At 74.6% G+C, this 23982-nt stretch carries 17 protein-coding genes and 1 riboswitch; of the genes, 10 read left to right on the top strand and 7 right to left on the bottom strand.

Translation table 11 applies throughout. The features are described 5' to 3' along the window. Positions 1-37 precede the first annotated feature (37 nt). From sulP to AB0Q99_RS25960, 3 genes are all read right to left on the bottom strand, one after another. A complete protein-coding gene (gene sulP / locus AB0Q99_RS25970) occupies positions 38-1720 on the bottom strand; it encodes a sulfate permease (RefSeq protein WP_363575692.1) in 1683 nt (560 codons plus the stop codon). A 68-nt stretch (positions 1721-1788) separates the two neighbouring features. Beyond that, positions 1789-4554 carry an HAD-IC family P-type ATPase gene (locus AB0Q99_RS25965; protein WP_363575649.1) on the bottom strand — a complete coding sequence of 922 codons (2766 nt, stop codon included), beginning with the start codon at positions 4552-4554 and terminating at the stop codon, positions 1789-1791. A 110-nt stretch (positions 4555-4664) separates the two neighbouring features. Continuing rightward, positions 4665-5612, bottom strand: coding sequence for a polyphosphate kinase 2 family protein (locus AB0Q99_RS25960; protein WP_363575648.1), 948 nt, complete (start codon positions 5610-5612; stop codon positions 4665-4667). A gap of 222 nt (positions 5613-5834) precedes the next feature. Between AB0Q99_RS25960 and AB0Q99_RS25955 the strand changes: the two genes are divergently transcribed. The 5 genes from AB0Q99_RS25955 to AB0Q99_RS25935 all read left to right on the top strand — a co-directional run bounded on the left by AB0Q99_RS25955 (position 5835) and on the right by AB0Q99_RS25935 (position 13877). Continuing rightward, positions 5835-6326: a DUF1269 domain-containing protein gene (locus AB0Q99_RS25955; RefSeq protein ID WP_363575646.1), complete on the top strand. Its 492-nt coding sequence runs from the start codon at positions 5835-5837 to the stop codon at positions 6324-6326. A 621-nt stretch (positions 6327-6947) separates the two neighbouring features. Then, positions 6948-9554 carry a class III lanthionine synthetase LanKC gene (gene lanKC, locus AB0Q99_RS25950; protein WP_363575645.1) on the top strand — a complete coding sequence of 869 codons (2607 nt, stop codon included), beginning with the start codon at positions 6948-6950 and terminating at the stop codon, positions 9552-9554. A 155-nt stretch (positions 9555-9709) separates the two neighbouring features. Beyond that, entirely contained in the window at positions 9710-9835 is a 126-nt protein-coding gene (locus tag AB0Q99_RS25945; RefSeq protein ID WP_363575643.1) for a SapB/AmfS family lanthipeptide, read from the top strand. Positions 9836-10167: 332 nt separating this feature from the next. Next, positions 10168-11832 (top strand): ABC transporter ATP-binding protein, encoded by a 1665-nt coding sequence (locus AB0Q99_RS25940; RefSeq protein ID WP_363575641.1) that lies wholly within the window; start codon positions 10168-10170, stop codon positions 11830-11832. A gap of 182 nt (positions 11833-12014) precedes the next feature. Continuing rightward, entirely contained in the window at positions 12015-13877 is a 1863-nt protein-coding gene (locus AB0Q99_RS25935) for an ATP-binding cassette domain-containing protein (protein ID WP_363575640.1), read from the top strand. Positions 13878-14058: 181 nt separating this feature from the next. Here AB0Q99_RS25935 and AB0Q99_RS25930 read toward each other — a convergent pair whose 3' ends face one another. The 4 genes from AB0Q99_RS25930 to AB0Q99_RS25915 form a co-directional block, all read right to left on the bottom strand. After that, complete coding sequence (locus AB0Q99_RS25930) at positions 14059-14706, bottom strand: hypothetical protein (RefSeq protein ID WP_363575690.1); 648 nt, start codon at positions 14704-14706, stop codon at positions 14059-14061. 163 nt (positions 14707-14869) lie between these two features. Beyond that, entirely contained in the window at positions 14870-15559 is a 690-nt protein-coding gene (locus AB0Q99_RS25925; RefSeq protein WP_363575639.1) for an SDR family oxidoreductase, read from the bottom strand. Positions 15560-15723: 164 nt separating this feature from the next. Beyond that, positions 15724-16422, bottom strand: coding sequence for a hypothetical protein (locus tag AB0Q99_RS25920; RefSeq protein ID WP_363575637.1), 699 nt, complete (start codon positions 16420-16422; stop codon positions 15724-15726). 107 nt (positions 16423-16529) lie between these two features. Further along, positions 16530-17738 (bottom strand): TIGR03364 family FAD-dependent oxidoreductase, encoded by a 1209-nt coding sequence (locus tag AB0Q99_RS25915; RefSeq protein ID WP_363575635.1) that lies wholly within the window; start codon positions 17736-17738, stop codon positions 16530-16532. Between the two features lie 162 nt (positions 17739-17900). Between AB0Q99_RS25915 and AB0Q99_RS25910 the strand changes: the two genes are divergently transcribed. The 5 genes from AB0Q99_RS25910 to AB0Q99_RS25890 all read left to right on the top strand — a co-directional run bounded on the left by AB0Q99_RS25910 (position 17901) and on the right by AB0Q99_RS25890 (position 23907). Beyond that, positions 17901-18662 carry a GntR family transcriptional regulator gene (locus AB0Q99_RS25910; protein WP_363575633.1) on the top strand — a complete coding sequence of 254 codons (762 nt, stop codon included), beginning with the start codon at positions 17901-17903 and terminating at the stop codon, positions 18660-18662. Between the two features lie 4 nt (positions 18663-18666). After that, positions 18667-19356, top strand: coding sequence for a phosphonatase-like hydrolase (locus tag AB0Q99_RS25905; RefSeq protein ID WP_363575631.1), 690 nt, complete (start codon positions 18667-18669; stop codon positions 19354-19356). Between the two features lie 232 nt (positions 19357-19588). Further along, positions 19589-19784: riboswitch (M-box (ykoK) riboswitch) on the top strand. 312 nt (positions 19785-20096) lie between these two features. Continuing rightward, the gene (locus AB0Q99_RS25900) at positions 20097-21464 is read left to right on the top strand and encodes a CBS domain-containing protein (RefSeq protein ID WP_363575629.1); all 1368 of its coding nucleotides are present in this window, start codon (positions 20097-20099) and stop codon (positions 21462-21464) included. Next, positions 21461-22804 carry a divalent metal cation transporter gene (locus AB0Q99_RS25895; RefSeq protein ID WP_363575627.1) on the top strand — a complete coding sequence of 448 codons (1344 nt, stop codon included), beginning with the start codon at positions 21461-21463 and terminating at the stop codon, positions 22802-22804. The genes AB0Q99_RS25900 and AB0Q99_RS25895 overlap by 4 nt, the downstream gene beginning before the upstream one ends. A gap of 509 nt (positions 22805-23313) precedes the next feature. Beyond that, complete coding sequence (locus tag AB0Q99_RS25890) at positions 23314-23907, top strand: hypothetical protein (protein WP_363575625.1); 594 nt, start codon at positions 23314-23316, stop codon at positions 23905-23907. The last annotated feature ends 75 nt before the right edge of the window (positions 23908-23982 follow it).

Here is a 23982-nt window from a genome sequence, read left to right as displayed (position 1 = left end):
GCTCCCCCGCCGTTCCCACCGGTCACCGGGCCGGGGTCTACCCGAAGGTCCCCTCGCCGCCCGCCCAGGCCCGGTACGCGGCCACCGCCGTCGGCAGGGTGGGGAAGATCCGGTCGGCGCCGACCGACGCGCTCAGGCCGTACGCGTCGAGCTGGTCGCGCAGGTCCTGCTTGACCCGGGCCAGGGCGAACACGATGCCGCGGGCGTCCAGTTCGCGCCGCAGGGCGTCCAGCGAGTCCAGCGCGGTGATGTCGACCTCGACGTTCGCCTCGGTGTTGAGGACGAACCACCCCACCGGCTCCGGCTGTTCGGCCAGGGCGGTCAGCGCGCGGCGCCGGAAGTCCTCCGCGTTGGCGAAGAACAGCGGGGAGTCGTAGCGGTAGACCAGCAGACCGGGGAGGGTCCGCGCCTCGGGGTAGTCGTCGACGTCGTGCATCCCGGCCACGCCGGGCACCAGGCCGAGCACCGCGTCGTGCGGCCGCGCGACCCGGCTGAGCAGTTCGATCACCGACAGGCCCACCGCGACCAGGACGCCGTAGAGGATGTCCAGGCTCAGCACGCCGATCGTGCAGCCGAGCGCCAGCAGCAGTTCCCGGCGCCGGAAGGAGGCCAGCCGGCGGAAGCCGGCGAGGTCGATCATCCGCAGCGCCGCGAACACCACCAGGGCGCCCAGCACGGCGTCCGGGGTGTCGTACAGCAGCGGACTGAGGAACAGCAGGACGGCGACGACGCCGACGCCGGCCGTGAGCGCGTACAGCTGGCTGCGTCCGCCGGCCGACTGGGCCAGGGCGGTCCGGCTGGCGCTGCTGCTCACCGGGAAGCCGTGGAAGAAGCCGGAGCCGAGGTTGACCGCGCCGAGGCTGAACAGTTCCTGGTTGGCGTCCAACCGCCGTTCCTCCCCGGGCTCCTCGAAGGCGCGCGCGGTGAGGATGAAGTCGGTGTAGCCGACCAGCAGGATGCCCAGCGCGGGCATGATCAGCCGGTTCAGGTCGGTCAGGTCCGGCAGCGCGGGGCGGGGAAGTCCGGCCGGGATCTCGCCGATCACCGCGAGGCCGTGGTCCTGGAGCGAGAACACCGCGGAGACCGCGGTGCCCAGCACGACGGCCAGCAGCGGGCCGGGCAGCCGCGGGAGGAAGCGGGCCACCAGCAGGAGGAAGAGCAGGGTGGTGGCGCTGAAGAGGACCGTCGGCAGGTGCGCCTCGGTGATGTTCGACGCGAACGAGGCCAGCTGCGGGAAGAAGCCCTCCCCCCGGACGTCGACCCCGGTGAGCTTGGACAGCTGGTCCACGATCATGATCAGGGCCACGCCCGCGAGGTAGCCGATCAGCACCGGCCGGGAGAGCAGGTCGGCGACGAAGCCCAGCCTGCCCAGCCAGGCCACCACGCACAGCAGGCCGACCATCACGGCCAGGCTCGCCGCCAGGACGGCGTAGCGGGCGGTGTCGCCGCCGGCCAGCGGCCCGACCACGGTCGCGGTCATCAGCGCCGTGGTCGACTCGGGCCCGACCGACAGCAGCCGGGACGAGCCGAGGACGGCGTACAGCAGGATCGCGGGCAGGATGGCCCACAGCCCGGTGACCGGCGGCAGCCCGGCCACGCTTCCGTACGCCATGACCTGGGGCACCAGGTAGGCGACCACGGTGGCGCCGGCCAGCAGGTCGCCCCGCAGCCAGTCGCGCCGGTAGGCCCGGAGCACCGCGAGTCCGGGCAGCGCCGGCACGAAGCGGCGCCGGCCCTCGCCGGGAGCACCGGCGGGCCCGGGCCCGCCCGGGGGCGTTCCGGGTGCCGTCACGGACCGACGGTGGTCGCCGCTCCGCCGTGGCCGGCCGGCGGTGTGCCGGCGGCCGACGGTCCGCCGCGGGCCACGAACTTGCCCAGCTCCCAGAGCAGCAGGAACACGACGGCGGCCAGCAGGGCCCAGCCGAACTGCCGGGCGGTGATGTCGGTGGTCCCGAGGATGCGGTGGAACGCGTCCATCTGGGTGACGAACACCGCCAGCACGAACTCGGCCAGGGCCGCCCGGTTCATCTGCTTGCTGTCGAAGGTGCGGACGGTCAGCACCGTGCCGCGCTCGCTGCGGCACTGGTAGGCCGCCACGATCAGGCAGAGCGCGAAGGCCGTGAACGCGATCGAGTTGCCGACGGCCGCGCTGTGGTAGCGCGTCTCGCCCAGCTTGGTCAGTCCGAGCAGGACGACCGTGACGGCCAGCCCGGCGAGCCCGACGGTGACCATGACCGACCCGGTCAGCACGGTCTCGCCGCGCGGGCGCGGGGTGCGCCGCATCAGGCCCGGGCTCTCCTGGTCGAAGCCCAGGGCGAAGCCGAACGGGGCGTTGACCACGAAGTGGACCCACAGGACCTGCGCCGGGGTGAACGGTTCGCCGGCGGCGATGTTCAGCAGCGCGGCCCCGAGGAAGGTCAGCACGAACGTCACCAGCAGCACCAGGACGAACCGGATGTACTTGGTGAGGTTGTCGTAGAGCTTCCGGCCCTCCTCCACGGCGTAGACGATGGTGGCGAAGTTGTCGTCGGCGAGGACCATCCGACCGGCGTTCTTCGCCGCGTCGGTGCCGCTGCCCATGGCGATGCCGATGTCGGCGGCCTTGATGGCCGGCGCGTCGTTGACGCCGTCGCCGGTCATCGCGACCACGTCGCCCTTGCGCTTGAGCGTGTCGGCGAGCAGCACCTTGTGCTCGGGCGCGACCCGGCCGACCACGCCGATGCCGTCGATCCGGGCCAGCCGCTCGTCCTCCGGCAGGGCGGCGAAGTCGGCGCCGAGGACGGCCTCGCCCTCGATGCCGAGCTGCCGGGCGATGGCCGCGCCGGTGGTGACGTCATCGCCCGTCACCATCCGGACCCGGATGTGGGCGGCCTGCGCGCTGGCGACCGCGGCCCGGGACTCCTCGCGCGGCGGGTCGACCATGCCCACCAGGCTGGTCATCCGCAGGTCCCGGACCAGCGCCAGCAGGTCGCCGCCCGGGTCGAAGTCCGCCGGGTCGAGGTCGCGGACGGCCCCGGCCATCACCCGCAGTCCTTCGCCGCCCATCCGCTCGGTCTGCGCCTGGGCGCGGCCGCGGAGGTCCGCGTCCCAGGGGAGGACGGCGCCGTCCGAGACGGCGGAGGTGGCCAGGGCCGTCACCGCGGGGGCCGCGCCCTTCACGAAGCACCGCACCACCGGCCGGCCGTCCGCGTCCTTCGCCTCGTTGAAGCTGGCCATCAGCTTGTAATTCGGGTCGAACGGCAGGGTGGCGAGCCGGGGGAAGCGCTCCCGGGTTGCCTCGATGTCCAGCCCGGCCTTGTGGCCGAGGACGAGCAGGGCGCCCTCGGTCGGGTCGCCGACCACCTCGCCGTCGACCAGCTTGGCGTCGTTGGCGACCAGATAGGGCAGGACGGCCTCCTCGATGCTCGGGGCGGAGCCCGCGGCGTGGTGGATCCGCCCGTCGAGGCGGTAGCCGGTACCGGAGACGGTGTAGCGGTCGGTGGGGCTGAGCACCTCCACGACCGTCATCTGGTTCATCGTCAGGGTGCCGGTCTTGTCGGAGTTGATGGCCGAGGTGAAGCCGAGCGTCTCGACCGACGGCAGCTCCTTGACGATCGCGTTCCGCTTGGCCAGGTTGAGGCTGCCGACGGAGAGGATGACCTGGCTGACCGTCGGCAACGCCTCCGGGATGGCCGCGATGGCCAGCGAGACCGCGCTGACGAACAGGGCGTCCCAGGACTGGTCGCGGCTGCGGCCGAGCACGAACATCACGACCATGGTCAGGCCGGCGGCCGCCGCGATCCACAGCGTCAGGGTGTCCAACTCCTTGGTGAGCGGCGACTGTTCCTTCTCGGTCGCGGACAGCATCGTGGAGATCTTGCCCAGTTCGGTCCCGGCGCCCGTCCCGGTGACCACGATCAGTCCGCTGCCGTGGGTGACCGGGGTGTCCATGAACGCCATGTTGGTCCGGTCGCCCGGGGGCAGCGGTTCGGCCGGCAGGGTGCCGGCGTCCTTGGCCGCGGGGACGCTCTCGCCGGTCAGCGCCGACTCGTCGATCTGCAGCGCGCTGGCCTCGACGATCCGCCCGTCCGCCGGGACCTCGTCGCCCGCCGAGACCAGCACCACGTCGCCCACGACCAGCTGTTCGGCCGGGACCTCGGCCTCCGTCCCGTCCCGCCGCACCCGCGCGGTGGCCTTCATCATCGACCGCAGCGCGTTCATCGCGCTCTCGGCCTTGCCCTCCTGCCGCAGGCCGATCACCGCGTTGAACAGGGTCAGGACGATCAGCAGGATCCCGGTGGACCACTCCTTGATCGCCAGCGAGACCACCGCCGCGGCCACCAGGATGATCTGCATGTAGCTGCGGTACTGGTCGAGGAAGCGCAGCCACTCCGGCCGCGGCTTCTCCTCGGGCAGCGCGTTCGGCCCGTGCGCGGCGAGCAGTTCGGCCGCCCGGGCCGCGCTGAGCCCGGTCCCCGGGTCCACCCCGAGCGCGGACGCGACCTCCCGGGGAGGTCGCGCGTGCCAGGGGACCGGGGGCTCCTGCGGTCCGGGCAGGTCGGCCTGCTCCGCCATCTTCACTCCTCAACGTCCGGGAACTCGCCGGGGACGCGTGCCGGGGATGCGTGCCGACGGAACGCGCCGGCCCGGCCGGGGGCGCGCGGTGCGTCAGTCGGTGCGGTGCGTCAGTCGGTGCGGTGCTTCGACGCGTAGGGGTCGCGGGCGGCGCCCCTGGGGGCCTCCCGCTCCAGGCGGTGCTTGGCGACCAGAAGGTCCTTCCTGGCCTGCTCGTCGACCGTGGGGTACTGCGGATCGATCCCGATCAGGGTGTGCGCGAGGACCGCCGCCGCGCAGATCCGCGCGAACCACTTCCGGTCGGCCGGCACGACGTACCAGGGCGCCCACGGCGTGCTCGTCGCCGACAGCATGTCGGAGAACGCCTCCTGGTAGTCGTCCCAGCGCCCGCGCTCGTGGATGTCGGCCGCGGAGAACTTCCAGTTCTTCTCGGGCAGGTCGATCCGCTTCAGGAACCTGGTGCGCTGCGCCTCCTTGGAGAGGTTCAGGAAGACCTTCACCACCTTGATCCCGTTGTCGGTGAGGTAGCGCTCCCAGTCGTTGATCTCCCGGTAGCGGCGGTGCCAGACCCCCGGGCCCTTCGCTTCCCCGGGCAGCTTCTGCCGGTCGAGGTTCTCCGGGTGGACCCGCACCACCAGGACCTCCTCGTAGTGCGAGCGGTTGAAGATCCCGATGTCGCCGCGGGCCGGGAGCCGTTGTGCGTACCGCCACAGGAAGTCGTGGTCGAGCTCCTCCGCGGACGGCACCTTGAAACTGCTCACGTGGACGCCCTGCGGGTTCACCCCGCTCATCACGTGCCGGATCGTCCCGTCCTTGCCGCCGGCGTCGATCGCCTGGAGGCAGAGCAGCACCCCGTAGGTGTCCTGGGCGGCCAGCCGCGCCTGGTACTCCGCCAGCAGCGAAACGCCGGTGCGCAGCAGTTCCACGCCGTCGCGCTTCTTCATGCCCGCCCTGTACCGGGGGTCGAAGTCCTCCGCGAGGTCCACCCGCGATCCCGGCTTCACCCGCAGCGGTTTGACGAACTTCGCGATGCGCTTGGCCGTCCGTCGATCCGACATCGCCCCTACCACTTCCTCTCGCGAGAGTGCTACGTGCCACGCTGTGGCCCCCGGGTGATCACGGCAATCCGGCGGCGTCCTTCCGGGGCGGCCGGGCCGGGCGCCGCGGTCCGGGGCCGGCGCCGGCCCCGGACCGCACGACCGGTGGCCGGTGTGTGGCGACGCCCGGGGCCCGGGCCGACGATGGGGCTGCCGTGCATTCCCCTGCGATCGGAGGCCGTGATGGCGACCCTGACGGTATGGCGCTTCCCCACCGCGACCGGGGCCGACGAGGCCCTCGACACCCTGAAGAAGCTGCAGCACCAGGAGCTGATCAAGGTCCAGGACGGAGCCGTGGTCTCCTGGCCGGACGGTGCCAAGAAACCCAAGACCCGCCATCTGAGTGACATGACCGGCAGGGGGGCGGTCGGGGGCGCCTTCTGGGGCTTCCTGCTCGGGCTGCTCTTCTTCGTCCCGATCCTGGGCGCGGCGGCGGGTGCGGCCGGTGGCGCGCTGGGAGGTCACCTCGCCCACCTGGGGCTCGACGAGGACTTCGTCAAGCGGCTGCGGGAGAAGGTGACGCCCGGGACCTCGGCACTGTTCGTCCTCAGCTCGGACGCCGTGCTCGACGCCGTCCGGTCCGCGTTCGCGGGCCGGCACGCCGAACTCCTGGAGACGAACCTGTCGGAGGAGGAAGAGGCCCGGCTGCGCGAGGCGTTCACCGAGGGCGAGTGAGCGCGTGAGCGAGCGGTCGGCCGGCTGAGGGCGCGGCCCGCCGACGGCAGCGCGTGAGGGCGCGCCGTGCTACCCGGGGTGCGACATGCGCCGTCGGGCAGGCCGAATGCGCCGACGGCCGCGCCGGAAGAGCGCCGGAAGGGATCCGGCCACGACGGGAAATCCGGCGCGGTGGTGCGCCGCCGAACGGACCTCGCCGTCCGGATGAAGATCACGACGCCGGCACCGACCGGGGCAGGCTCGGCGCACCGGCGGCGGGCCGGCCCGGCCGGTGCCCGGCCGGGGCGCGCGACCTGCGTCCACGCCGGACGGCCCCGCGCGATCCGACCACGGGACGGAGCAGTCCCCGCACCCGGAGCGATCACCGCTGGTGGGGGCCCATGCCAATCGTTCCGATCAATATTCCGATGGGATATTAAGCCAAACATCCCGGATCTACTGGCGCCGGCCCGAACGCCGACCGCAGACTCTCTCCGGGCCGCTCACCAGCCGCCCCGGCCTCCCACCCGAGGCCTCCCCGGATGCGATCCCCCACTCCCAGGTTTCTCCCCCGGCCCAGCGGTGCCGTGCGCCCGGACGACGGTGCGCGGTCCCGCCGCTCGACGCCCCCTGGAGCATTCCATGGACATGCGCTACGAGGCCTACTCCTACGCCGATCCGCTCTTCTACGACTCACCGGTCCGCTGGGCCGCCCTCGACGAGTTCCCCGCCGCCGTCGAGCCGGCGCCCGCCGGCTGGGCCCGCAACACCCGCGAGGTGTGGGTGGGCTTCCAACCCGTCGAGCTCCGGCTGCCCGAACAGGGCTGGAAGATCCACGTCTCGGCGTGCATGGACAACGCCCCGCGCATCCTGGACGTCGTCCGGGCCCACTGCTTCGCGCACCGCGTGCCGTTCAAGTTCCTCCGCAGCCCGGCGCTGGTCCAGACGCAGAACGCCAAGTACGCCCCGCGCGGCTCCAGCGGCAAGTTCATGACGCTCTACCCGGTCGGCGACGACGCGCTGGAGCGATGTCTCACCGACCTCGACGCCGCCCTCGGCGGTGAGCCCGGACCGTACATCCTCAGCGACCTCCGCTGGCGGGAGGGACCGCTCTACCTGCGTTACGGCGGGTTCGTCGAGCAGTTCTGCCGCACCGAGACCGGCGAACTGGTCCTCGCCTTCCGCGAACCCTCCGGCACGCTGCGCCCCGACGTCCGCCGCGCCGTCTTCGAGGTGCCCGAGTGGGCACCGGTGCCCGCCGTCCTCGCCACGGCCCTGGCCGACCCGGCCCGGACCGGCGCGGGCGACCTCCCCTACACGGTGGAACGGGCCCTGCACTTCTCCAACGGCGGCGGCATCTACCTCGGCCGCTCCGACGACGGCGGGCCCCAGGTCGTACTGAAGGAGGCCCGGCCCCACGCCGGCCTGGACCAGCGCGGCGAGGACGCCGTCCGGCGCCTCGGCCGGGAGCACGAGGTCCTGCGGCACCTGCGCGGCCTCGACGCCGTGCCGCAGGCCCTCGGGTACCTCACCTCGTGGGAACACCACTTCCTGGTCCAGGAGTACGTCGAGGGGGAACCGCTGCACCGCTGGTTCGGGCTGAACTACCCGCTGGTCCACCCGCACCCGGACGCCGCGGCCGTCGACCGCTACCGCGCCGACGCCCTGCGCATCCTCGACGGCATCACCGAGGGCCTGCGCGCGATCCACGGGCGCGGCATCGTGTTCGGCGACCTCCACCCGCGCAACCTGATCGTCCGGCCGGACGGCGGTGTCACCTTCATCGACTTCGAACTCGCCTCCCCCGTGGACCGGTTCCTCAGGCCCGCGCTCGGCGCGGCCGGGTTCGCGGCCCCGCCCGGACTGACCGGATTCGCGGTCGACGAACACGCGCTGGCCGCCATCCGGCTGTGGCTCTTCCTGCCGCTGATGCCGCTGACCGTCCTCAGCCCCGGCAAGGCGGGCGCGCTGGTCCGGGCCGCCCGGGAGCGGTTCGCGCTGAGCCCGCGGCTGCTGCCCGACCCGCCGGGCGCCGCCCCGGTCGGCTCGGTCACCTCGGTATCGGATACCGCCGGCACCCCGGACCACGCGTTCGAGGAACTGCTGGACGGCGATCCCGCCGGCTGGCCCCGGCTGCGCGCGGAGCTCACCGCCGCCATCACGGCCGCCGCCACCCCGGACCGCGCCGACCGGCTCTTCCCCGGCGACCCGGGCCAGTTCACCCACGACGGCCTGGGCCTGTCCTACGGCGCGGCCGGCGTGCTCTGGGCCCTGCACACCACCGGCGCCGACATCGACCCCGACCACGTCCGCTGGCTCTCGGCGGCGGTGCACCGGGAGCCCTGCCGGTCCGGACTCTTCCTCGGCGGACACGGCGTCGCCTACGTCCTGGACCTGCTCGGCCGCCGCACCGAGGCCCTCGACCTGCTGGAACGGCTGGGCAAGGACGACCCCGACGGCCTCGGCACCGACCTGGCCGGCGGACTCGCCGGAGTCGGCCTGACGCTGCACCACTTCGCCCGCGCCACCCGGGACCGGGCCCTGCTCGACGCCGCCGTGGACGCCGCCCGGCGCACCGTGCTCAAACTCGGCCTCCACCTGCCGGAGGACACCGGCGCCCCGGCCGGAGCGCGCACCGGGGCCCGCACCGGGCTGATGCACGGGCCCACCGGAGCCGCCCTGCTGCTGCTGCGCCTCTACGAGGACACCGGCGACACCGGGCTGCTCGACCTGGCCCGGCGGGCCCTCGACCGCGACCTGGCCCGCTGCGTCCTCGCCGAGGACGGCACCCTCCAGGTCGACGACGGCACCCGGGTGCTGCCCTACCTGGAGTCCGGCAGCGCCGGCATCGCCGCCGTCCTCCACGCCTACCTGCGGCACCGTCCGGACGCCGCGCTCACCGAGCGGCTGGAGCAGATCCGCGGCGCGGCCGAGCCCGAATTCATCGTCCAGTCGGGCCTGTTCAACGGACGGGCCGGCCTGATCGCGCTGCTCCGGCAGGCGCAGGACGGGGGCACGGCACCCACGGACGCGATCCGGCGCCACGTCCGGCGGCTCGCCTGGCACGCCATCCCCTACCAGGGCCACCTCGCCTTCCCCGGCGAGCAGTTGCTGCGCCTCTCGATGGACCTGGCCACCGGCAGCGCCGGTGTGCTGACCGCGCTCGGGGCGGTGTTCGCGGACACGCCCGCGATGCCGTTCTGGCCCTCACCGGCGGCCTCGGACGGGCCCGGCCAGAACCGCGCCTGACCGGCCCGCCCCTCCCGGTCGGCCCCGGTCGGCCCTGCTCACCCGGCACGCCGAGCGCGACCACCGGCCGGCTGCCCACCCCCGCGGCGACACCGCCGCCCACGAGTTCCGGCGACTGCCGGAAGCACCGCACCACCACCCGATGGGAGTTCACCATGTCCATCCTCAACCTGCAGGCCCTGGAGACCGTCGAGGAGACCGTCGAGTACCGCTCGGTCCTCAGCTCGCTGAGCGTCGTCAACTGCACCAACAGCACGGTCAGCACCCTGCTCTGCCTCTGAGCGACCAGCGGCCGCGGGTTCGCTCCGCGGCCGGCGTCCGAGGCGGTCCGGCCACCCTGGGTCCGGGGCCGGACCGCCGAGGACGACGCCGGGCCCCGGTCCCATGGCCGGGGCCCGGCTCCCGTTCCAGGCCCGTTCCCGTTCCCGTTCCCGGTACCGGCCCCCGGTACCGGCCCCCGGCTGCCGGGCCGGGCGAGGCACCCGTCCGGAGGTCACCCGTGCCGACCGAACCCTCCCCGTCCGCGGCGCCGCGCACGGATCCCGCCCGCCCGACGCCTCCGCCGGCCGCACCGGCTCCACCTCGAAAGCGGCAGCCCCTGGGGCTGCGGCAGGTGCTCGCCCTCACCCACCGCTGGTCGGCCGTCATGGCCGTCGCGGTCGCCACCAGCACGGGTGCCACCCTGGCCCTCCCGGCCGTCCTCGCCCACGCCGTCGACGCCGCCCTGGCCGGCGCGGGCACCCGGGGCGTCCTGCCGCTGGCCGGCACGCTCGCCCTGCTGGCGGGCTCCGAGGCCGTCGGCCAGTACGCCGGCCCCAGGATCTCCACCGACGCCACCGCCCGCCTGCGCGAGCGGGCGGTCCGCCGGGTGCTGGCCGGCAGCCCGCTCGGAGCGCACCGGCTCCCGGTGGGCGACGTCGCGGCGCGGCTGACCGCGAGCGCCCCGCAGGCCTCCCTCGCCGCGCCCGCCGTGGTCTACTCCGCAACCCAACTCGCCATGGCCGCAGCGGCTTTGGCGGCCCTGGCGGTCCTCGCGCCGACCGCCGCGCTCGCCTTCCTGGGCACCGCCCCGCTCGGCTACGCGGCGATCCGCCGCCAGCTGCGCCGGACCACCCGGCTCGGCGAGGGGTACCAGCAGACCCAGGCCGACATCGCGACCCGGCTGCTCGACGCCGTGGCCGGCAGCCGCAGCATCGCCGCCGCCCGCGCCGTGGACCGGGAGGTCGCGCGCGTCCTGCGTCCCGTCCCCGCACTGTCCCGGCACGGGCGGGAGCTCTGGGACAGCCAGCGCCGGATCGCCTGGTGCTCCGCCCTGCTCGCCCCGGCGACCCAGCTCGCCGTCCTGGCGGCCGCCGGAGCGGCGGTGGCCGACCACACGCTCTCCGTCGGCGGGCTGCTGGCCGTGCTCGGCTACACCGCCATCGGCCTCGGCGGGTTCGGCGCCGCTCAGAGCCTGCTCGACGTCTCCCGGGCCCGCGCCGGAACCGCCCGGCTCACCGACCTGCTGGACGCACCGGACCGACCCCCGGGCACCCGCCCGCTTCCGCCCGTCCCTCCCGGTGCCGGGCGCCTGGACCTGCGCGGGGTGGTCGTCGGCGGGCCCGGCGGCCCCGTGCTGGACCGGCTCGACCTGACCGTCCCCGGCGGGACGTGCACCGCCGTGGTCGGCGCCGACGACGCCGCCACCTCGGCACTCGCCACCGTCGCCGCCGGCCTCCTCGACCCGGACGAGGGAACCGTGCTGCTCGACGGCGTCCCGCTCGACGCCGTCCGCCCGGACGAGCTGCGCACCGCCGTCGCCTGCGCCTTCGCCGATCCGGCCCTCCCCGGCCGGACGGTCCTGGACGCCATCGGCCTGGGCCTGGCCCACGCCCCGGCCGAACGCATCCGCCGAGCCGCCCGGTCGGCCCGGGCCGACACGTTCGTTCGCCGCCTCCCTGACGGCTACCGCACCCCGATGAGCCGGGCCCCGTTCTCCGGCGGGGAGCGCCAACGGCTCGGCATCGCCCGGGCCCTGGCCCGCGAGGCCCGACTGCTCGTTCTGGACGACGCGACCTCCTCCCTGGACGCGGCCACCGAGAACCACGTGCTGCGCGCCCTGCGCGAGGAGACCGGCGACCGCACCCGCCTGGTGGTCACCCGACGGGCAACGGTGGCCGCCCACGCCGACACGGTGGCCTGGCTCTGCGAGGGTCGCATCCGCGCACTGGCCACCCACGACGAACTCTGCGCCCTGCCCGCCTACCGGGCCCTGTTCGACGGCGGCCCGCAGAACTGACCCGCACGCGCCGACACACCCGGCCCGTCACCCCTGAGCGACGGCCGCGACGCCTCCCACCGACACCGAGGCCGGACGACCGGCAGCGGCCCACCGGACAGGCCCCGCCCGACCGAGCCCGGTCCACCCGGGCGCGCCGACGCACCCGGCCCGTCACCCGACCCCCCTGAAAGGCGGCCGCGATGCCTTCCTCCAGCACGGACCACTCGGCCCGGCCCGGACGGGCGGCCCTGCGACTGCTGCGCTCCGCACTCGGCCGGAGCCGGCCGGCGGTGCTGCGGCTGCTCGCCTGGTCGCTGCTCTCGGCGGCGCCCGCCCTGGTCTCGGGCAAGGCGCTGGCACTGGCCGTCGACCGCGGGTTCCTCGCCGGGCGGCCGGTCCAGGCGGCGGGCTGGCTCGCGCTGTTCGCCGTGGTCTCGGTGGTGGGCGCGTGGGCGTCCCGGCAGACGTACCCGTGGCTGGCCGAGGTCGTCGAGCCGATGCGCGACCGGCTGCTCGGCCGGGTGGTGACCGGCATGCTGCACGGCGCCGCCGCCACCCCCGGCCGGACGGACGGTTCGGGGGCGGTCGCGGTCGCCCGGCTCACCCGCCAGGTCGAGGCGGTCCGGGACACCGTCGCGGGACAGCTGCTCGTGGTGTCCCACTTCGCGTTGACCGCGGTCGCCGTGGTGGCCGGCAGCGCCGCCCTCGCCCCGGCCGCCGCCGCACTGATCGCGGGCCCGCTGCTGCTGTCACTCCTCGCGTTCGCGGCCCTCGCCCCGGCCACCGTACGCCGCCAGCGGGAGGCCTTCGCGGCCGAGGAGGAACTGGCGCGCTCGTGCGCCGACGTCCTGCAGTCCCTGCGCGACCTGGTCGCGTGCGGCGCCCGGGACGAGGCCGAGCGGGAGGTGCTGGCCACCGTCGCGGCGAACGAGGCGGCCGGCCGGGCCCTCGCCCGGCTCGCCGGGGCACGGCGCCTGATCGTCTCCCTGGGCGCGCACCTTCCGCTGCTGCTGGTCGTGCTGGCGGCCCCGGCCCTGGTCGGGCGGGGGCTGACGCCGGGTGCCGTGGTCGGCGTGCTGGCGTACCTGACGGGCACCCTGGAACCCGCCCTGCGCCTGCTGGTACAGGGCGCGGGTGCCTCCTGGCTCCGGCTCGCGGTGGCCGCCGACCGCCTCGCCGGCACCGGCGGCCTCACCGCCACCGACCGCCAGGAGCCCGCCGGGGACGGACCGGCGACGCCCGCCGGCCACCCGGACGACGCCGGTTCCCCTCCCGCTCCCCGCCCTGCTCCCCGCCCCGCCGCCCGGCCCCGCCCCGCGGACGGCTCCATCGAGCTGGCCGGCATCTCCTTCGCCTACGGCGCCGCCGCGGACCCGGTCCTCGACGGCTTCGACCTCGCGGTGCGCGACGGTGAACACCTGGCCGTCGTCGGCCCGTCGGGCATCGGCAAGTCCACGCTCGCCGACATCCTGGCCGGCGTGGTGGCCCCGGACCGCGGCCGGGTGCTGCTCGGCGGGGTCGCGCCCGCCCGGCTGACCGGCCCTGACCTCGCCCGGGCCCGGGTCCTCCTCCCGCAGGACCCGTACGTCTTCACCGGGACGGTCGCGGAGAACCTCCGCTGGCTGGCCCCGCACGCCTCGACGGCCGCCGTCCTGACGGCCGCGGACGCCGTCGGCGCGCGGCCCCTGGTGGAGCGACTGGGCGGACCGGACGGGCAGGTCACCCCGGGCGCCCTCTCCACCGGCGAACGCCAGCTGATCGCCCTGGCCCGCGCCCACCTGTGCGACGCGCGGCTCGTCATCCTGGACGAGGCGACCCGCCACCTCGACGCGGCGGCGGAGCTGCGGGTGGACCGGGCCTTCCGCGCCAGGCCCGGCACGGTCGTCACCGTCACGCACCGGATCGGCCCGGCCCGCCGCGCGGACCGGGTGCTGTTCCTGGACGGGTCACAGCCCCTGCTGGGCACGCACCGCAGCCTGCTGGCCGAGGTGCCGGCCTACCGCCGGCTGACCGGCGAGCCAGCGCACGGCGCCGCCACGACACCTGCCGGGGACCAGAACTGACGCATCGACGGTTTCCGGGGAGGTCGGACGCTCGTCGACCGACGCCGGGCCCGTGTCGACCGCTCCCTCGACGGTCGCGTCCCTTGACGTGGTGCCGTGATCGCACGCCAACGGTGCTGCGCCGGGCCGGAGTTCGTTGGGCGACTGCCCGGCAGGACGGATCTGCGCCGCGTTGCACCGGTCAGCTCACGGAGCGCGGCCGAGCCCTGGTGCCGGCCTCGGGGCGGACCGGCCGTCCCGCCCGGAGGGGAAGCGGACCGTACAGCCTGGCCACCTGCCGCCGGTACGCCCGCGCCTCGGCCGAGGTGCCCTCGATGACCTCATGGCGGTCGGGGAACATGACTCCTCCCGCGTTCGGCACGGCGCCCCTCGCCCCGAACCGGTTGCCCTCAAGCCGGCCGGTGTCGAGCCGACGCCGGTTGACGTCGAACCAGATCTCGCGGCGGTTGCCGAACGACACCACACCCTGGCGGAGGTCACCGCGGTCGGCGTACACGTCGAAGTCCCAGTCGCCCGGGCCTCCACCCGAGGCGTAGTGCCCACGGAAATGGCGCACGAGCCGGGGCAGGGCGACGGGCGCGCCGAACGGAACGACCGCGTCGGCGTAGGCCTCGCCGGCGGCGAAGTAGATCCTGAACTCCAGGCCGTACAGCCGTCCGTGCACCTTCCTCTTGATGTCGAGTGAGAACCTGTGGGCGTCGTCCGGTTCATAGCCGGCGCGACGCCCGACAGGGACATGTCGGCTGAGGTGCTCGAACGACAGCACCTCCGGATCGGCCAGCAGGCCGGGGATCCGCTCCACCGAGCCGTGCAGCAGGTAGAGGCACATCAGGTCCACCGGGTGCGTGTCATGCGCCAGCCGGGTGAAGAATCCTTCGGAAAAGCCGTCCCGCACAGGTTTCTCCAGCCGTCGCGCCCTCCGCCGGGTGGCGGCGGACACGGCAAAGCTAGCCGAGGAAGCGGCTTCCGCGACAGGCGGTATCCCCAGCCGGTCAGCAGCCCGGGCGGATCGTCAGCTCGCTCAGGGTGCCGTCCGCGGGGAAGTCCAGCACCCCCACCACGGCTGCGGCCACCGACTCCGCGGCCAGGCAGATTCCCGGGTCGTACGGCAGGCCGAGCGCGCCGTGGAGCCTGGCCTGCATGGGGGTGTCGACCTCGCCCGGGAAGACCGTGGTGACCCGCACGCCGCTGCGGTACTCCTCCGCCCGCAGTGACTCGGCCAGCGCCCGCAGCGCGAACTTCGAGGCCGCGTAACCCCCCAGACCGGGCGGCGCGTGCAGCCCGGCGCCCGAGTTCACGAACACCACCCGCCCCGGGGCCGCCCGCAGCGCGGGCAGCAGCAGGCGGGTCAGCTCGGCCGGAGCCACGCAGTTGACCGCCAGCATCCCCTGCCACACCGCCGGGTCGAGGTCCGCCACCGTGCCGGGCTCCAGCGTCCCGGCGACGTGCATCAGCGAGTCCAGCCGTTCCGGCAGCTCCTGTTTCCCCAACGCGGCCGCCAGGGCCGTCGGTTCCGCGAGGTCCGCCGCGAGCGTGCGGCACCCCGGGAACCGTGACCGCAACGCCTCCGCCCGTGCCTCGTCCCTGGCCAGCAGCCAGAGGTCCTCGCCCCGCTCCGCGAGTCGCCCGGCGACCGCAGCGCCGATCCCGGAGCCCGCACCAGTGATGAGATGAACGCCCATGCCGTCCTCCCTACCCCCGACCACCGCTCCGGAACAGCGAGTTCACGCCGTCCCGGAGCCCGGAGGGACCGGACCGCACGCGGGGCGCGCGCGTCCGGCGGCCGCCCGGCGCCACGCGCCCCGGCCTCGCTCCGCGCTCTGGCGGGCCGGCCCGCCAGAGCGGGTCAGCCCTCCGCGGGCCGTCCGGCGGCCGCACCCCCGGCCTGGCCGGTGCCGGCACCGGCCAGGGTGACCGGAAGGCCGGCTTCGATGCGGCGCAGCAGCCGGCCGCCGTGGACGCCGGGGGCGTCGAAGCACCGCAGGTCGTCGGGGTCCTCGTCCGCGCCGGTGCGCAGGACGTCGGGGACGAGCACCGCCTCGGGGGCGGCGGTCGCCTCGGCGTAGGAGGCGGCGAGGTAGGCCGGTGCGAGGACCGGGCCGTGCAGGGTGCCCTCGACGAGGTCGGGCTCGAACTCGGCGGACAGCACCGTGACCCCGGCGACCAGGTCGCCGTGGAGCATCACCAGCTTGTCGGTCATGGCGCCGACGAAGGCCTCGACGTGGACGCTGCCGCGCACGAGGAGCTTGGCGTCACCCTCCAGGTAGACGGCGGCCGCCCTGAGGTCGCCGAGGACGATCAGCGCCGGGCAGCCGTCGTCGGTGTTGAGCACGGCGCCGCTCACGTCGAGGTCGCCGTCGATCACGAAACCGGTGCCGTCCGGCTCGGCGGCGTCGAGGTCGAAGTGGCCGTCGATCGACAGCGCGCCGGTGTGGACGTCGTACTCCTCCTGGTAGAGGTTCTCGTACGAGGAGACGGGCAGGCCGCGGCGCTCGAAGAGGGCCACGGACTCGTCCCAACTGTGCAGTGTGGTGGCGAAGTTCATTCGCCGCACGGTGTCACGCCGCACTGACAGTCGCCAAACGCGCCCCTGGTCCCCGCCGCCGGAGACGCCCGGTGGCCGGTGCCACCGGGCGGCGCGGCCCGGGCGGATCAGCCGGTCGGGGCGAGGGCCCCGTCGAAGGTGGCCGCCGCGAGGCCGAAGGACAGGGTCATGCCGATGCCCGAGGTGACCGTGAGGGCGCGGACCCCCGGCGCGAGGTCGCGCACCAGCAGGGGGCCGCGGGGGCTGCTGGCGTAGACGCCCTGCCAGCGTTCGAGGATCCGCAGGCGCTCCACGCCCAGGACCCGGGCGACCGCGCCGGTCAGCAGCTCGTGGGTGCGCTCGTCGACGAACGGCGGGGTGGTGGCGTCGTAGTGGTGCGAGTCGCCGACCAGCACCGTGCCGTCCGGGAGCCGGGTGAACATCACGTTGGCGCCGATGTCGAGCAGTTCGGGGCTGTGCCCCAGCACCTCCTCCCGCAGCCGGGCGGCCGACGGGCGGGTGGTGAAGGCGTCGTAGCGCAGCATCGAGGTGGCCGTCAGCACCGCGGAGTCGGTGTGGAAGCCGGCCGGGGCCTCGGCCCGCGCCATGGTGAGGCGGCAGCGCTGGACCTCGTGGTCCTCGGCGACGTCGGGGAACAGGTAGTCCAGGTCGTGGCCGACGCAGATCAGGATCCGGTCGCCGTGGACCGGGCCGCGGGTGGTGTGGACCGTCCCGGGCTCGACGCCGGTGACGGCGGTGCCCCACCGGACCCGTCCCCCCGGCTGGTCGGCGACCCAGCGGGCCAGGCCGGGCGCCGCCTCGCGCGGGTTCACCCGCAGGTCGGCGGGCAGCAGCGCGCCGCCCACCAGGTCGCCGACGCCGTCGTCCGCGCGGCCGAGCAGCGCCGCCGTCTGCGCGGCGGTGCGCAGCTCCACGGCGTCGCCGCCGCGTTCGGCGCGCAGTTCCTCCAGGACGGCCGCCTCGGTGGCCGAGCGGGCCACCACCAGGGTGCCGGCCTCCTCGGCCCAGATGCCGGCGGCCGCGGCGGCGCGCAGCCAGCCGGGCCGGGACCGCTGGGCGAGGGCGAGCAGTTCGCCGTCCTGGGCGCTGATGCAGCAGTGGCCGAAGTTGCGGACCGAGGCGCCGACGGGCTGCCGGTCGCGCTCGACGACGGTGACGGACAGCCCCCTGCTCAGCGCCTCGAAGGCGTGGGCCAGGCCGATGATGCCGGCGCCGACGATCACCACGTCACTGCGGCCGGGTGCGCCGGCCGTACCGGTCTGGTCGGTCGTGCGGGTGCGGGCGGAGGCGTTTGCGGGTGCGGTGCTGCTGCTCATGGCTCCAGGTTCCAGGCTCGGCGACCTCAACGTCAAGAGGTGTCTATACAAGTTACCGTTCGTTCATCCGCCCGACGACCGCCGGTAAGAAGCATGTGCGCCAGGGAAACCCGCAGCTGGACCGCCTTGAGAAGTCCCACCCCGGGGTGCCATAGTCGACTTGTGAAGACAAGTGAGGACCTCCCGCTCCACCAACGGCTCGGCGCCGAGTTCCAGCGCCGCATCGAGTCCGGCGAGTGGCCCGAGGGCCTGCCGGTGCCCAGCGAGTCGCAGCTCTGCGCCGAGTTCGGCACCTCCCGCGGGCCGGTCCGCCAGGCCCTGGCCATGCTGCGCCACGAGGGCAGCCTGACCGGCGGCCGCGGGAAGCCGCCGGTCGCCCGCCGCACGGCGCCCTCCCAGCCGTTCGGCACCTTCCTGTCCTTCACCCAGTGGGCCCGCACCATCGGCCGCGAGCCCGGACAGACGACCGTCGAGGTGGCCCGCCGCCGGGCGTCCCCGGAGGCGGCGGCCCGACTCGGCCTCGCCGAAGGCGCCCCGGTGGTCGAACTCGTCCGGCTGCGGCTGCTGGACGACGTGCCCGCCATGCTGGAGCGTTCCACCTTCGTCCACGAGGTCGGCCGCATCCTGTTCGACTTCGACCCGGACACCGGGTCCGTCTACCAGGAACTGCTGCGCCGCGGGGTCGATCTGCACCGCGCCCGGCACACCATCGACGCCGTGGCCGCCGAACCGCAGGACGCCGAACTCCTCCGGGTGCCCGTCGGCGACCCGCTGCTGCGCGTCCGGCGGCTCACCACGTCCGGCCGGGGCGTGCCGCTGGAGGACGCCGACGACCGCTACCTGCCCGCCATGGCCACCTTCACCATCGAGAACACCATCGAAGGCCGTACCGTCATCGGCCGCTACCGCACCGAAGAGGACTGACACCGTGATCGAGCTCGCCGCCCTGGACATGGCCGGTACCACCATCGACGAGGCCGGCGCCGTCTACCGGGCGCTGCGCACCGCCGTCGAGCGCACCGGAGTGACCGTCGCCGAGGCCGACCTCCAGACCTGGATGGGCACCGACAAGCGCGAGGCCATCGCCGCCCTGGTCCGCAGAGGAGGCGGCACCCCGACCCCGGAGCTGGTGGAGGACGGCTACGCGGCCTTCGCGGAGTTCCTGCGCGCGGCCTACCTGGCCACTCCCCCGCAGGCCATCCACGGCGTCGAGGCCGCCCTGGCCGAGCTGCGCCGACGCGGCATCAAGGTCGCCCTCACCACCGGCTTCAGCGACGACGTCGCGTACCCGCTGCTCGCCTCGCTCGGCTGGTCCACCGGCGAGGGCGGCAACCTCGACGCGATCGTCACCTCGGACGAGGTCCCGCGCGGGCGCCCGGCCCCGCACATGATCCACCGGGCGATGGAGAAGACCGGGGTCATCGACACCCGCCGCGTGCTGGTCGCCGGCGACACCGTCGTGGACGTCGAGGCGGGCGCCAACGCCGGGGCCGGCGTGGTCGTCGGCGTGCTGACCGGGGAGCTCACCCGCGCCGCCTTCGAGGGCCACCCGCACACCCACGTGCTCGACGGCGTCGCCGACATCCCGTCCCTCCCCGAGACCCGGCCGACGGCCTGACCCCACGACCCGGCCGGCCCACGACCCAGCGGGCCCATGCCCCGAGGACACCACGGCCCGACCGACGTCCCGTCAGGTCCGGTCCCGGCCAAGGGGATCGGGACCCGGCGCATCGCACCGACCGGGCTCCGACGTGCGCCCGGCGGCTCCCCCGCTGGTCAGCGAGGGGTCAAGCTCCGGTCAAGGGTTAGGCCGGAAGGGCGGCGGGGGCCTATCCTGGGGCAGATTTGAACGGACACCTCGTTCGGTGAGGCGTCTTCACGGACACAGGCCACTGATCCCACCCGTCGAGAGACGCTCCGGATCAGGACAGGTCTCCCCGGCTGAAGGGGTGACCCCAAGTGGCTTCCCGCCGCTCGCGAACCAGGTTCGCCGGGCGCCAGGGATACGCCGTGGAGTGCCAAAGCTCTGACGAGTGGGGGTGCACCGGGCGGCGATGTCGGTCTCCCCCTGCCGTGCCGCGGCGGCCCCGATACGCGGCAAAGACCGGGAGGGAGGCGTGATGGACGGAAGTCCTGGCCATAGTCGGCCCATTCCCGCATCGTCCTCGCCGTCCTTCCGCCGTCCGAGGCGCCTCCCCCTGCCCTGACCCGCTCCGGTCCGGTCCGCTCCGCCCGCTCGTCCCGATCACCACGGGACGCGTCGGCGTGCGTCCGGGTCCGCCCGCGCGGTCGGGGTGCGGTGGCGCGCGTCGGACGGCCCGCATGCCCCGGTCCGTCCGGGGTGAGGGGGTCTTCCTCGTGGCTGCCACCACCATCTTCTCGTCCGCCACGGCCCGGCTGCGCGACCGCACGGTCGACGCCGAGCGCCGCGCCACGGCCTCCCGGGCCGTCCGCTCCTCGCTGGTCTCGCTCGCCGGGCTGATCGGCAGCCCGGTCGCCAACCAGGCCGGGGAGGAGATGGGCCGGGTCGTCGACGTGGTCGCCCGGCTCTACGGGCCGGAGCCCTACCCGCCGGTCACCGGTCTGATCATCCGGATAGGCCGCCGCCGCGCCTTCATCGCCGCCGACGCCGTCGACCGGATCCGGACCGACCGGATCCGGCTGCGCACCGCCCGCGTCGACCTGCGGGAGTTCAACCGTCGGCCCGGCGAGGTGCTGCTCGCCCGCGACGTCCTGGACCACCAGCTCGTCGACGTCGACGGCGTCCAGGTCACCCGCGCCGCCGACCTCTACCTGGCCCCGCTGGCCGCCCGCACCGTCCTGGTCGGCGTCGACGTCTCCCTGCCCACGCTGCTGCGCCGCCTCGGCCCCCGCCGCTGGCAGGCCCGCCCGACCCCGGACCGCGTCCTGGACTGGCAGTCCGTCGCGCCGTTCGGCGAGCAGGCGACCCACGGGCCCGCCGAGGTCCGGCTGCGCGCCTCCCGCTCCGCGCTGCACCGGCTGCGCCCGGCCGACCTCGCCGACATCCTGGAGGACCTCGGCCGCCACGAACGCCAGCAGCTGCTCGGCTGGCTGGAGCCCGAACACGCCGCGGACGCGCTGGAGGAAATGGAGCCCGCCGAGCTGGAGAACCTGCTCCGCGAGGCCCCGCCCGAGCACGCCGCCCGGCTGGTCGACGAGATGGAGCCCGACGAGGCCGCCGACGCCCTGCGCGACCTCGACCCCGGCGAGCGCGAGACCCTGCTCGCCCGGATGCCCGCGCCCGGGGCGGCCGAGCTGCGCGCCCTGCTCACCCACCGCGAGGGCACCGCGGGCGGAGCGATGACCACCCTGCTGGTCACCGCCGGCCCCGCGCACACCGTCGCCCGGGTCCGGGCGGAGCTCGCCGCGCAGGCCGACCACCGCACCGACATCGACGCGGTCGCCGTACTGGACGAGGACGGCCGGCTGCTCGGCGACCTCCCGCTGTTCGACCTCGCCGTGGCCGAGGACACCACGGTGATCGCCGATCTGCTCGGCTGGCTGGCCCAGTTCGGCCCGCCGGTGACCGTCCCGCCCGACACCCGCCTCGCCGAGGCCGCCGACCACCTGATCGCGGCCCGGGCGACCTCCCTCCTCGTGGTCGACGACACCGGCCGCCCGCTCGGCCGGGTCCTGGCCGACGACATCCTCGACACGCTGCTGCCCGAGCGCGGGCGCCTGCACTTCCGGAGGCTCCTCAAGTGACCCGCGACCTCGACACCCGCGACCTCGGCACCCGCGACCGGCCCGACGCCGTCCCCGACACCCTCCCCGCGGCCGCCCGCCCGACCCCCGCCCCCGCCGGCCGCCGCCGGGGCTTCCGCCGGCTCGCCGCCGTCGCGATGATCGCCGGCCCCGGCCTGGTCGCCGCCAACGCCGGCAACGACGCCGCCGGCATCGCGACCTACGCCAGCGCCGGCTCCCAGTTCACCTACGGCACGCTGTTCTTCATGGTGCTGGTCACCGTCGCCCTGGTCATGGTGCAGGAGATGGCGGTCCGGCTCGGCGCCCACACCGGCAAGGGCCTGGGCGCGCTGATCCGCGAACAGTTCAGCCTGCGGCTGACCGCCCTCGCGGTGTTCTGCCTGCTGCTCGCCAACACCGGCCTGGTGGTCAGCGAGTTCGCCGGGATCGGCGCCGCGTTCGAGCTGCTCGGGGTGCCCAAGTGGGCCGTCATCCCGCCGGCCGCCGTGCTGCTCTGGTCGCTGGTGCTGTTCGGCTCCTACAAGTGGGCCGAGCGCATCTTCCTGATCATGTCGCTGGCCTTCTTCGCCTACCCGGTCGCGATGGTCCTCGGCCACCCCGACTGGGGCCGGGTCGGCGAGCACCTGGTCATCCCGCACCTGGAGCCCAGCAAGGACTTCATCCTGCTGGCCGTCGCGCTCATCGGCACCACCGTCAGCCCGTACATGCAGTTCTACGCCGCCGCCGGGGTCGTCGACCGCGGCGCCAAGCCCGCCGACTACAAGCTGATCCGCGCCGACGCCGTGCTCGGCGCCGTGTTCGCCTGCGTGATCAGCCTGACCATCATCATCGCCACCGCCGCCGCGATCGGCGGCACCGGCCCGCTGGAGTCGGCCGCGCAGGCCGCCGAGGCGCTCACGCCGGTCGCCGGGCACGGCGCCGAGCTGCTGTTCGCCTTCGGCCTGATCGGCGCCTCCGCGCTGGCCGGCGCCGTGGTGCCGCTCTCGGCGAGTTACGCCATCGGCGAGGCCGCCGGCGTCGAGCGCTCCGTCTCCCGCAGCTTCCGCGACGCCCCGCTGTTCCTCGGGGTGTTCACCGCCCAGATCGCGCTCGGCGCCGTCGTCGCGCTGACCCCGGTGGACGTCATCCAGCTGCTGATCGGGACCCAGGTCCTGCAGGGCCTGATCAGCCCGATCGTGCTGATCTACCTCCTGGTGCTGACCAACCGCCGCGCCGTCCTCGGCGAGGCCGCCAACAGCCCGCGCTACCGGCTCGCGGCCACCGTGGTGGTCGTCGGCGTGGCGGCCATGTCGACGATCCTGCTCGTCCAGACCGTCCTCGGCTGGTTCGGGATCGGCTGAGCCGACCGGCCTGCCCCGGCCGAGGCCACTCCGCCTGCACCTCGACGGGGAGACAGCCGTCACAGGGACCCTGATGGATTGTCATGACTGGAACACCACTCGGCTGGGCATAACGATGTCAGCCCACCGACGGGCCCGGCCGATGCTCCCCCACGAGCACAGCCGGGCCCCTGGCCGGCGCCGGGCCTGGATGTGACTCCCCCCACGGAGTGGCAGCCAGGCCCGCATGGTGTTCAACCAGCGACACGCAGCGTACATGTCATATCCACTCAACGCTACCGTGCGACGGGCGACGGCCTGTTTCGATCGAAGCGCGGCCCGGCGGGCAGGCCCCCGGCGCCCCCGCGACCGGCAGCGCCTCCATGGGACCCACCCGTCCGATTCACGAGACGGCCACGACTCCTGCGTGCTAGAACCTTTTCCGGGCCGCAACCTCCGGTTGCCCGCCCGGTATGACGCGTTACGCGTTCCCGCACCACGCCCTTTCCGGTCACCACCCAGGGAGAGCCATGCCCACCGCACGCACCCGCCCCGTCCGCCTGATACTCGCCGCCCTGGCCGTCTTCGCCCTGCTGCTCTCCGGCGCGGCCACCGCGACCTCCGCGAGTGCCACCACCACCGGACTCGACGGCAGTTGGGCCTGCTCCGTACCGTCCGGGTACGTCTACGACCAGGTGTCGATGAACCGCAGCTGCAGCGGCGGCGGGAGCTGGAACTCGCCGCAGTTCCACCTGCGCACCCCGGTCGACGGCCTGACGGCCTGCGTCAGCGCGCCGGGCTTCGTCTACGACCAGATCACCTGGGGCCTCTCCTGCAGCCAGCAGAGCGGCGTCCAGTCCAACCAGTACCACCTGCGCACGCCGGTCGACGGCCTCACCGCCTGCGTGGGCACCCCGGCCTTCACCTACGACTGGATCACCTGGGGCACCGCCTGCAGCCTCCAGCCCGGCGTGCAGTCCAACGCCTTCCACCTGCGCAAGCCGGTGAACGGCCTCTGGGCCTGTGACGTCCCCAAGGGCTTCACGTACAGCACCACCACCCAGAACACCGACTGCAGCCTCTACCGGGGCGTCCCGTCCACCAAGTTCCTGCTGCTCGGCTGAGCGTCCCCGCCCGCACCGAACGCCGACCGCGTCAAAAAACGCTGACCGCACCACCCGCCGGCTGCGGGGCCCGTC

The sequence above is a fragment of the Kitasatospora sp. NPDC086791 genome, assembly GCF_040685975.1.
Classification (GTDB): domain Bacteria; phylum Actinomycetota; class Actinomycetes; order Streptomycetales; family Streptomycetaceae; genus Kitasatospora.
Note: the sequence above shows the minus strand (reverse complement) of the source record. Positions and strands in the feature narration are given on the sequence as shown.

Bases quoted from the DNA above. Each gene is read 5' to 3' on its own strand.
- AB0Q99_RS25965 (WP_363575649.1), bottom strand. From the start codon at position 4,554: ATGGCGGAGCAGGCCGACCTGCCCGGACCGCAGGAGCCCCCGGTCCCC.
- AB0Q99_RS25960 (WP_363575648.1), bottom strand. From the start codon at position 5,612: ATGTCGGATCGACGGACGGCCAAGCGCATCGCGAAGTTCGTCAAACCG.
- AB0Q99_RS25955 (WP_363575646.1), top strand. From the start codon at position 5,835: ATGGCGACCCTGACGGTATGGCGCTTCCCCACCGCGACCGGGGCCGAC.
- lanKC (WP_363575645.1), top strand. From the start codon at position 6,948: ATGGACATGCGCTACGAGGCCTACTCCTACGCCGATCCGCTCTTCTAC.
- AB0Q99_RS25945 (WP_363575643.1), top strand. From the start codon at position 9,710: ATGTCCATCCTCAACCTGCAGGCCCTGGAGACCGTCGAGGAGACCGTC.
- AB0Q99_RS25935 (WP_363575640.1), top strand. From the start codon at position 12,015: ATGCCTTCCTCCAGCACGGACCACTCGGCCCGGCCCGGACGGGCGGCC.
- AB0Q99_RS25930 (WP_363575690.1), bottom strand. From the start codon at position 14,706: ATGTGCCTCTACCTGCTGCACGGCTCGGTGGAGCGGATCCCCGGCCTG.
- AB0Q99_RS25925 (WP_363575639.1), bottom strand. From the start codon at position 15,559: ATGGGCGTTCATCTCATCACTGGTGCGGGCTCCGGGATCGGCGCTGCG.
- AB0Q99_RS25920 (WP_363575637.1), bottom strand. From the start codon at position 16,422: ATGAACTTCGCCACCACACTGCACAGTTGGGACGAGTCCGTGGCCCTC.
- AB0Q99_RS25915 (WP_363575635.1), bottom strand. From the start codon at position 17,738: ATGAGCAGCAGCACCGCACCCGCAAACGCCTCCGCCCGCACCCGCACG.
- AB0Q99_RS25890 (WP_363575625.1), top strand. From the start codon at position 23,314: ATGCCCACCGCACGCACCCGCCCCGTCCGCCTGATACTCGCCGCCCTG.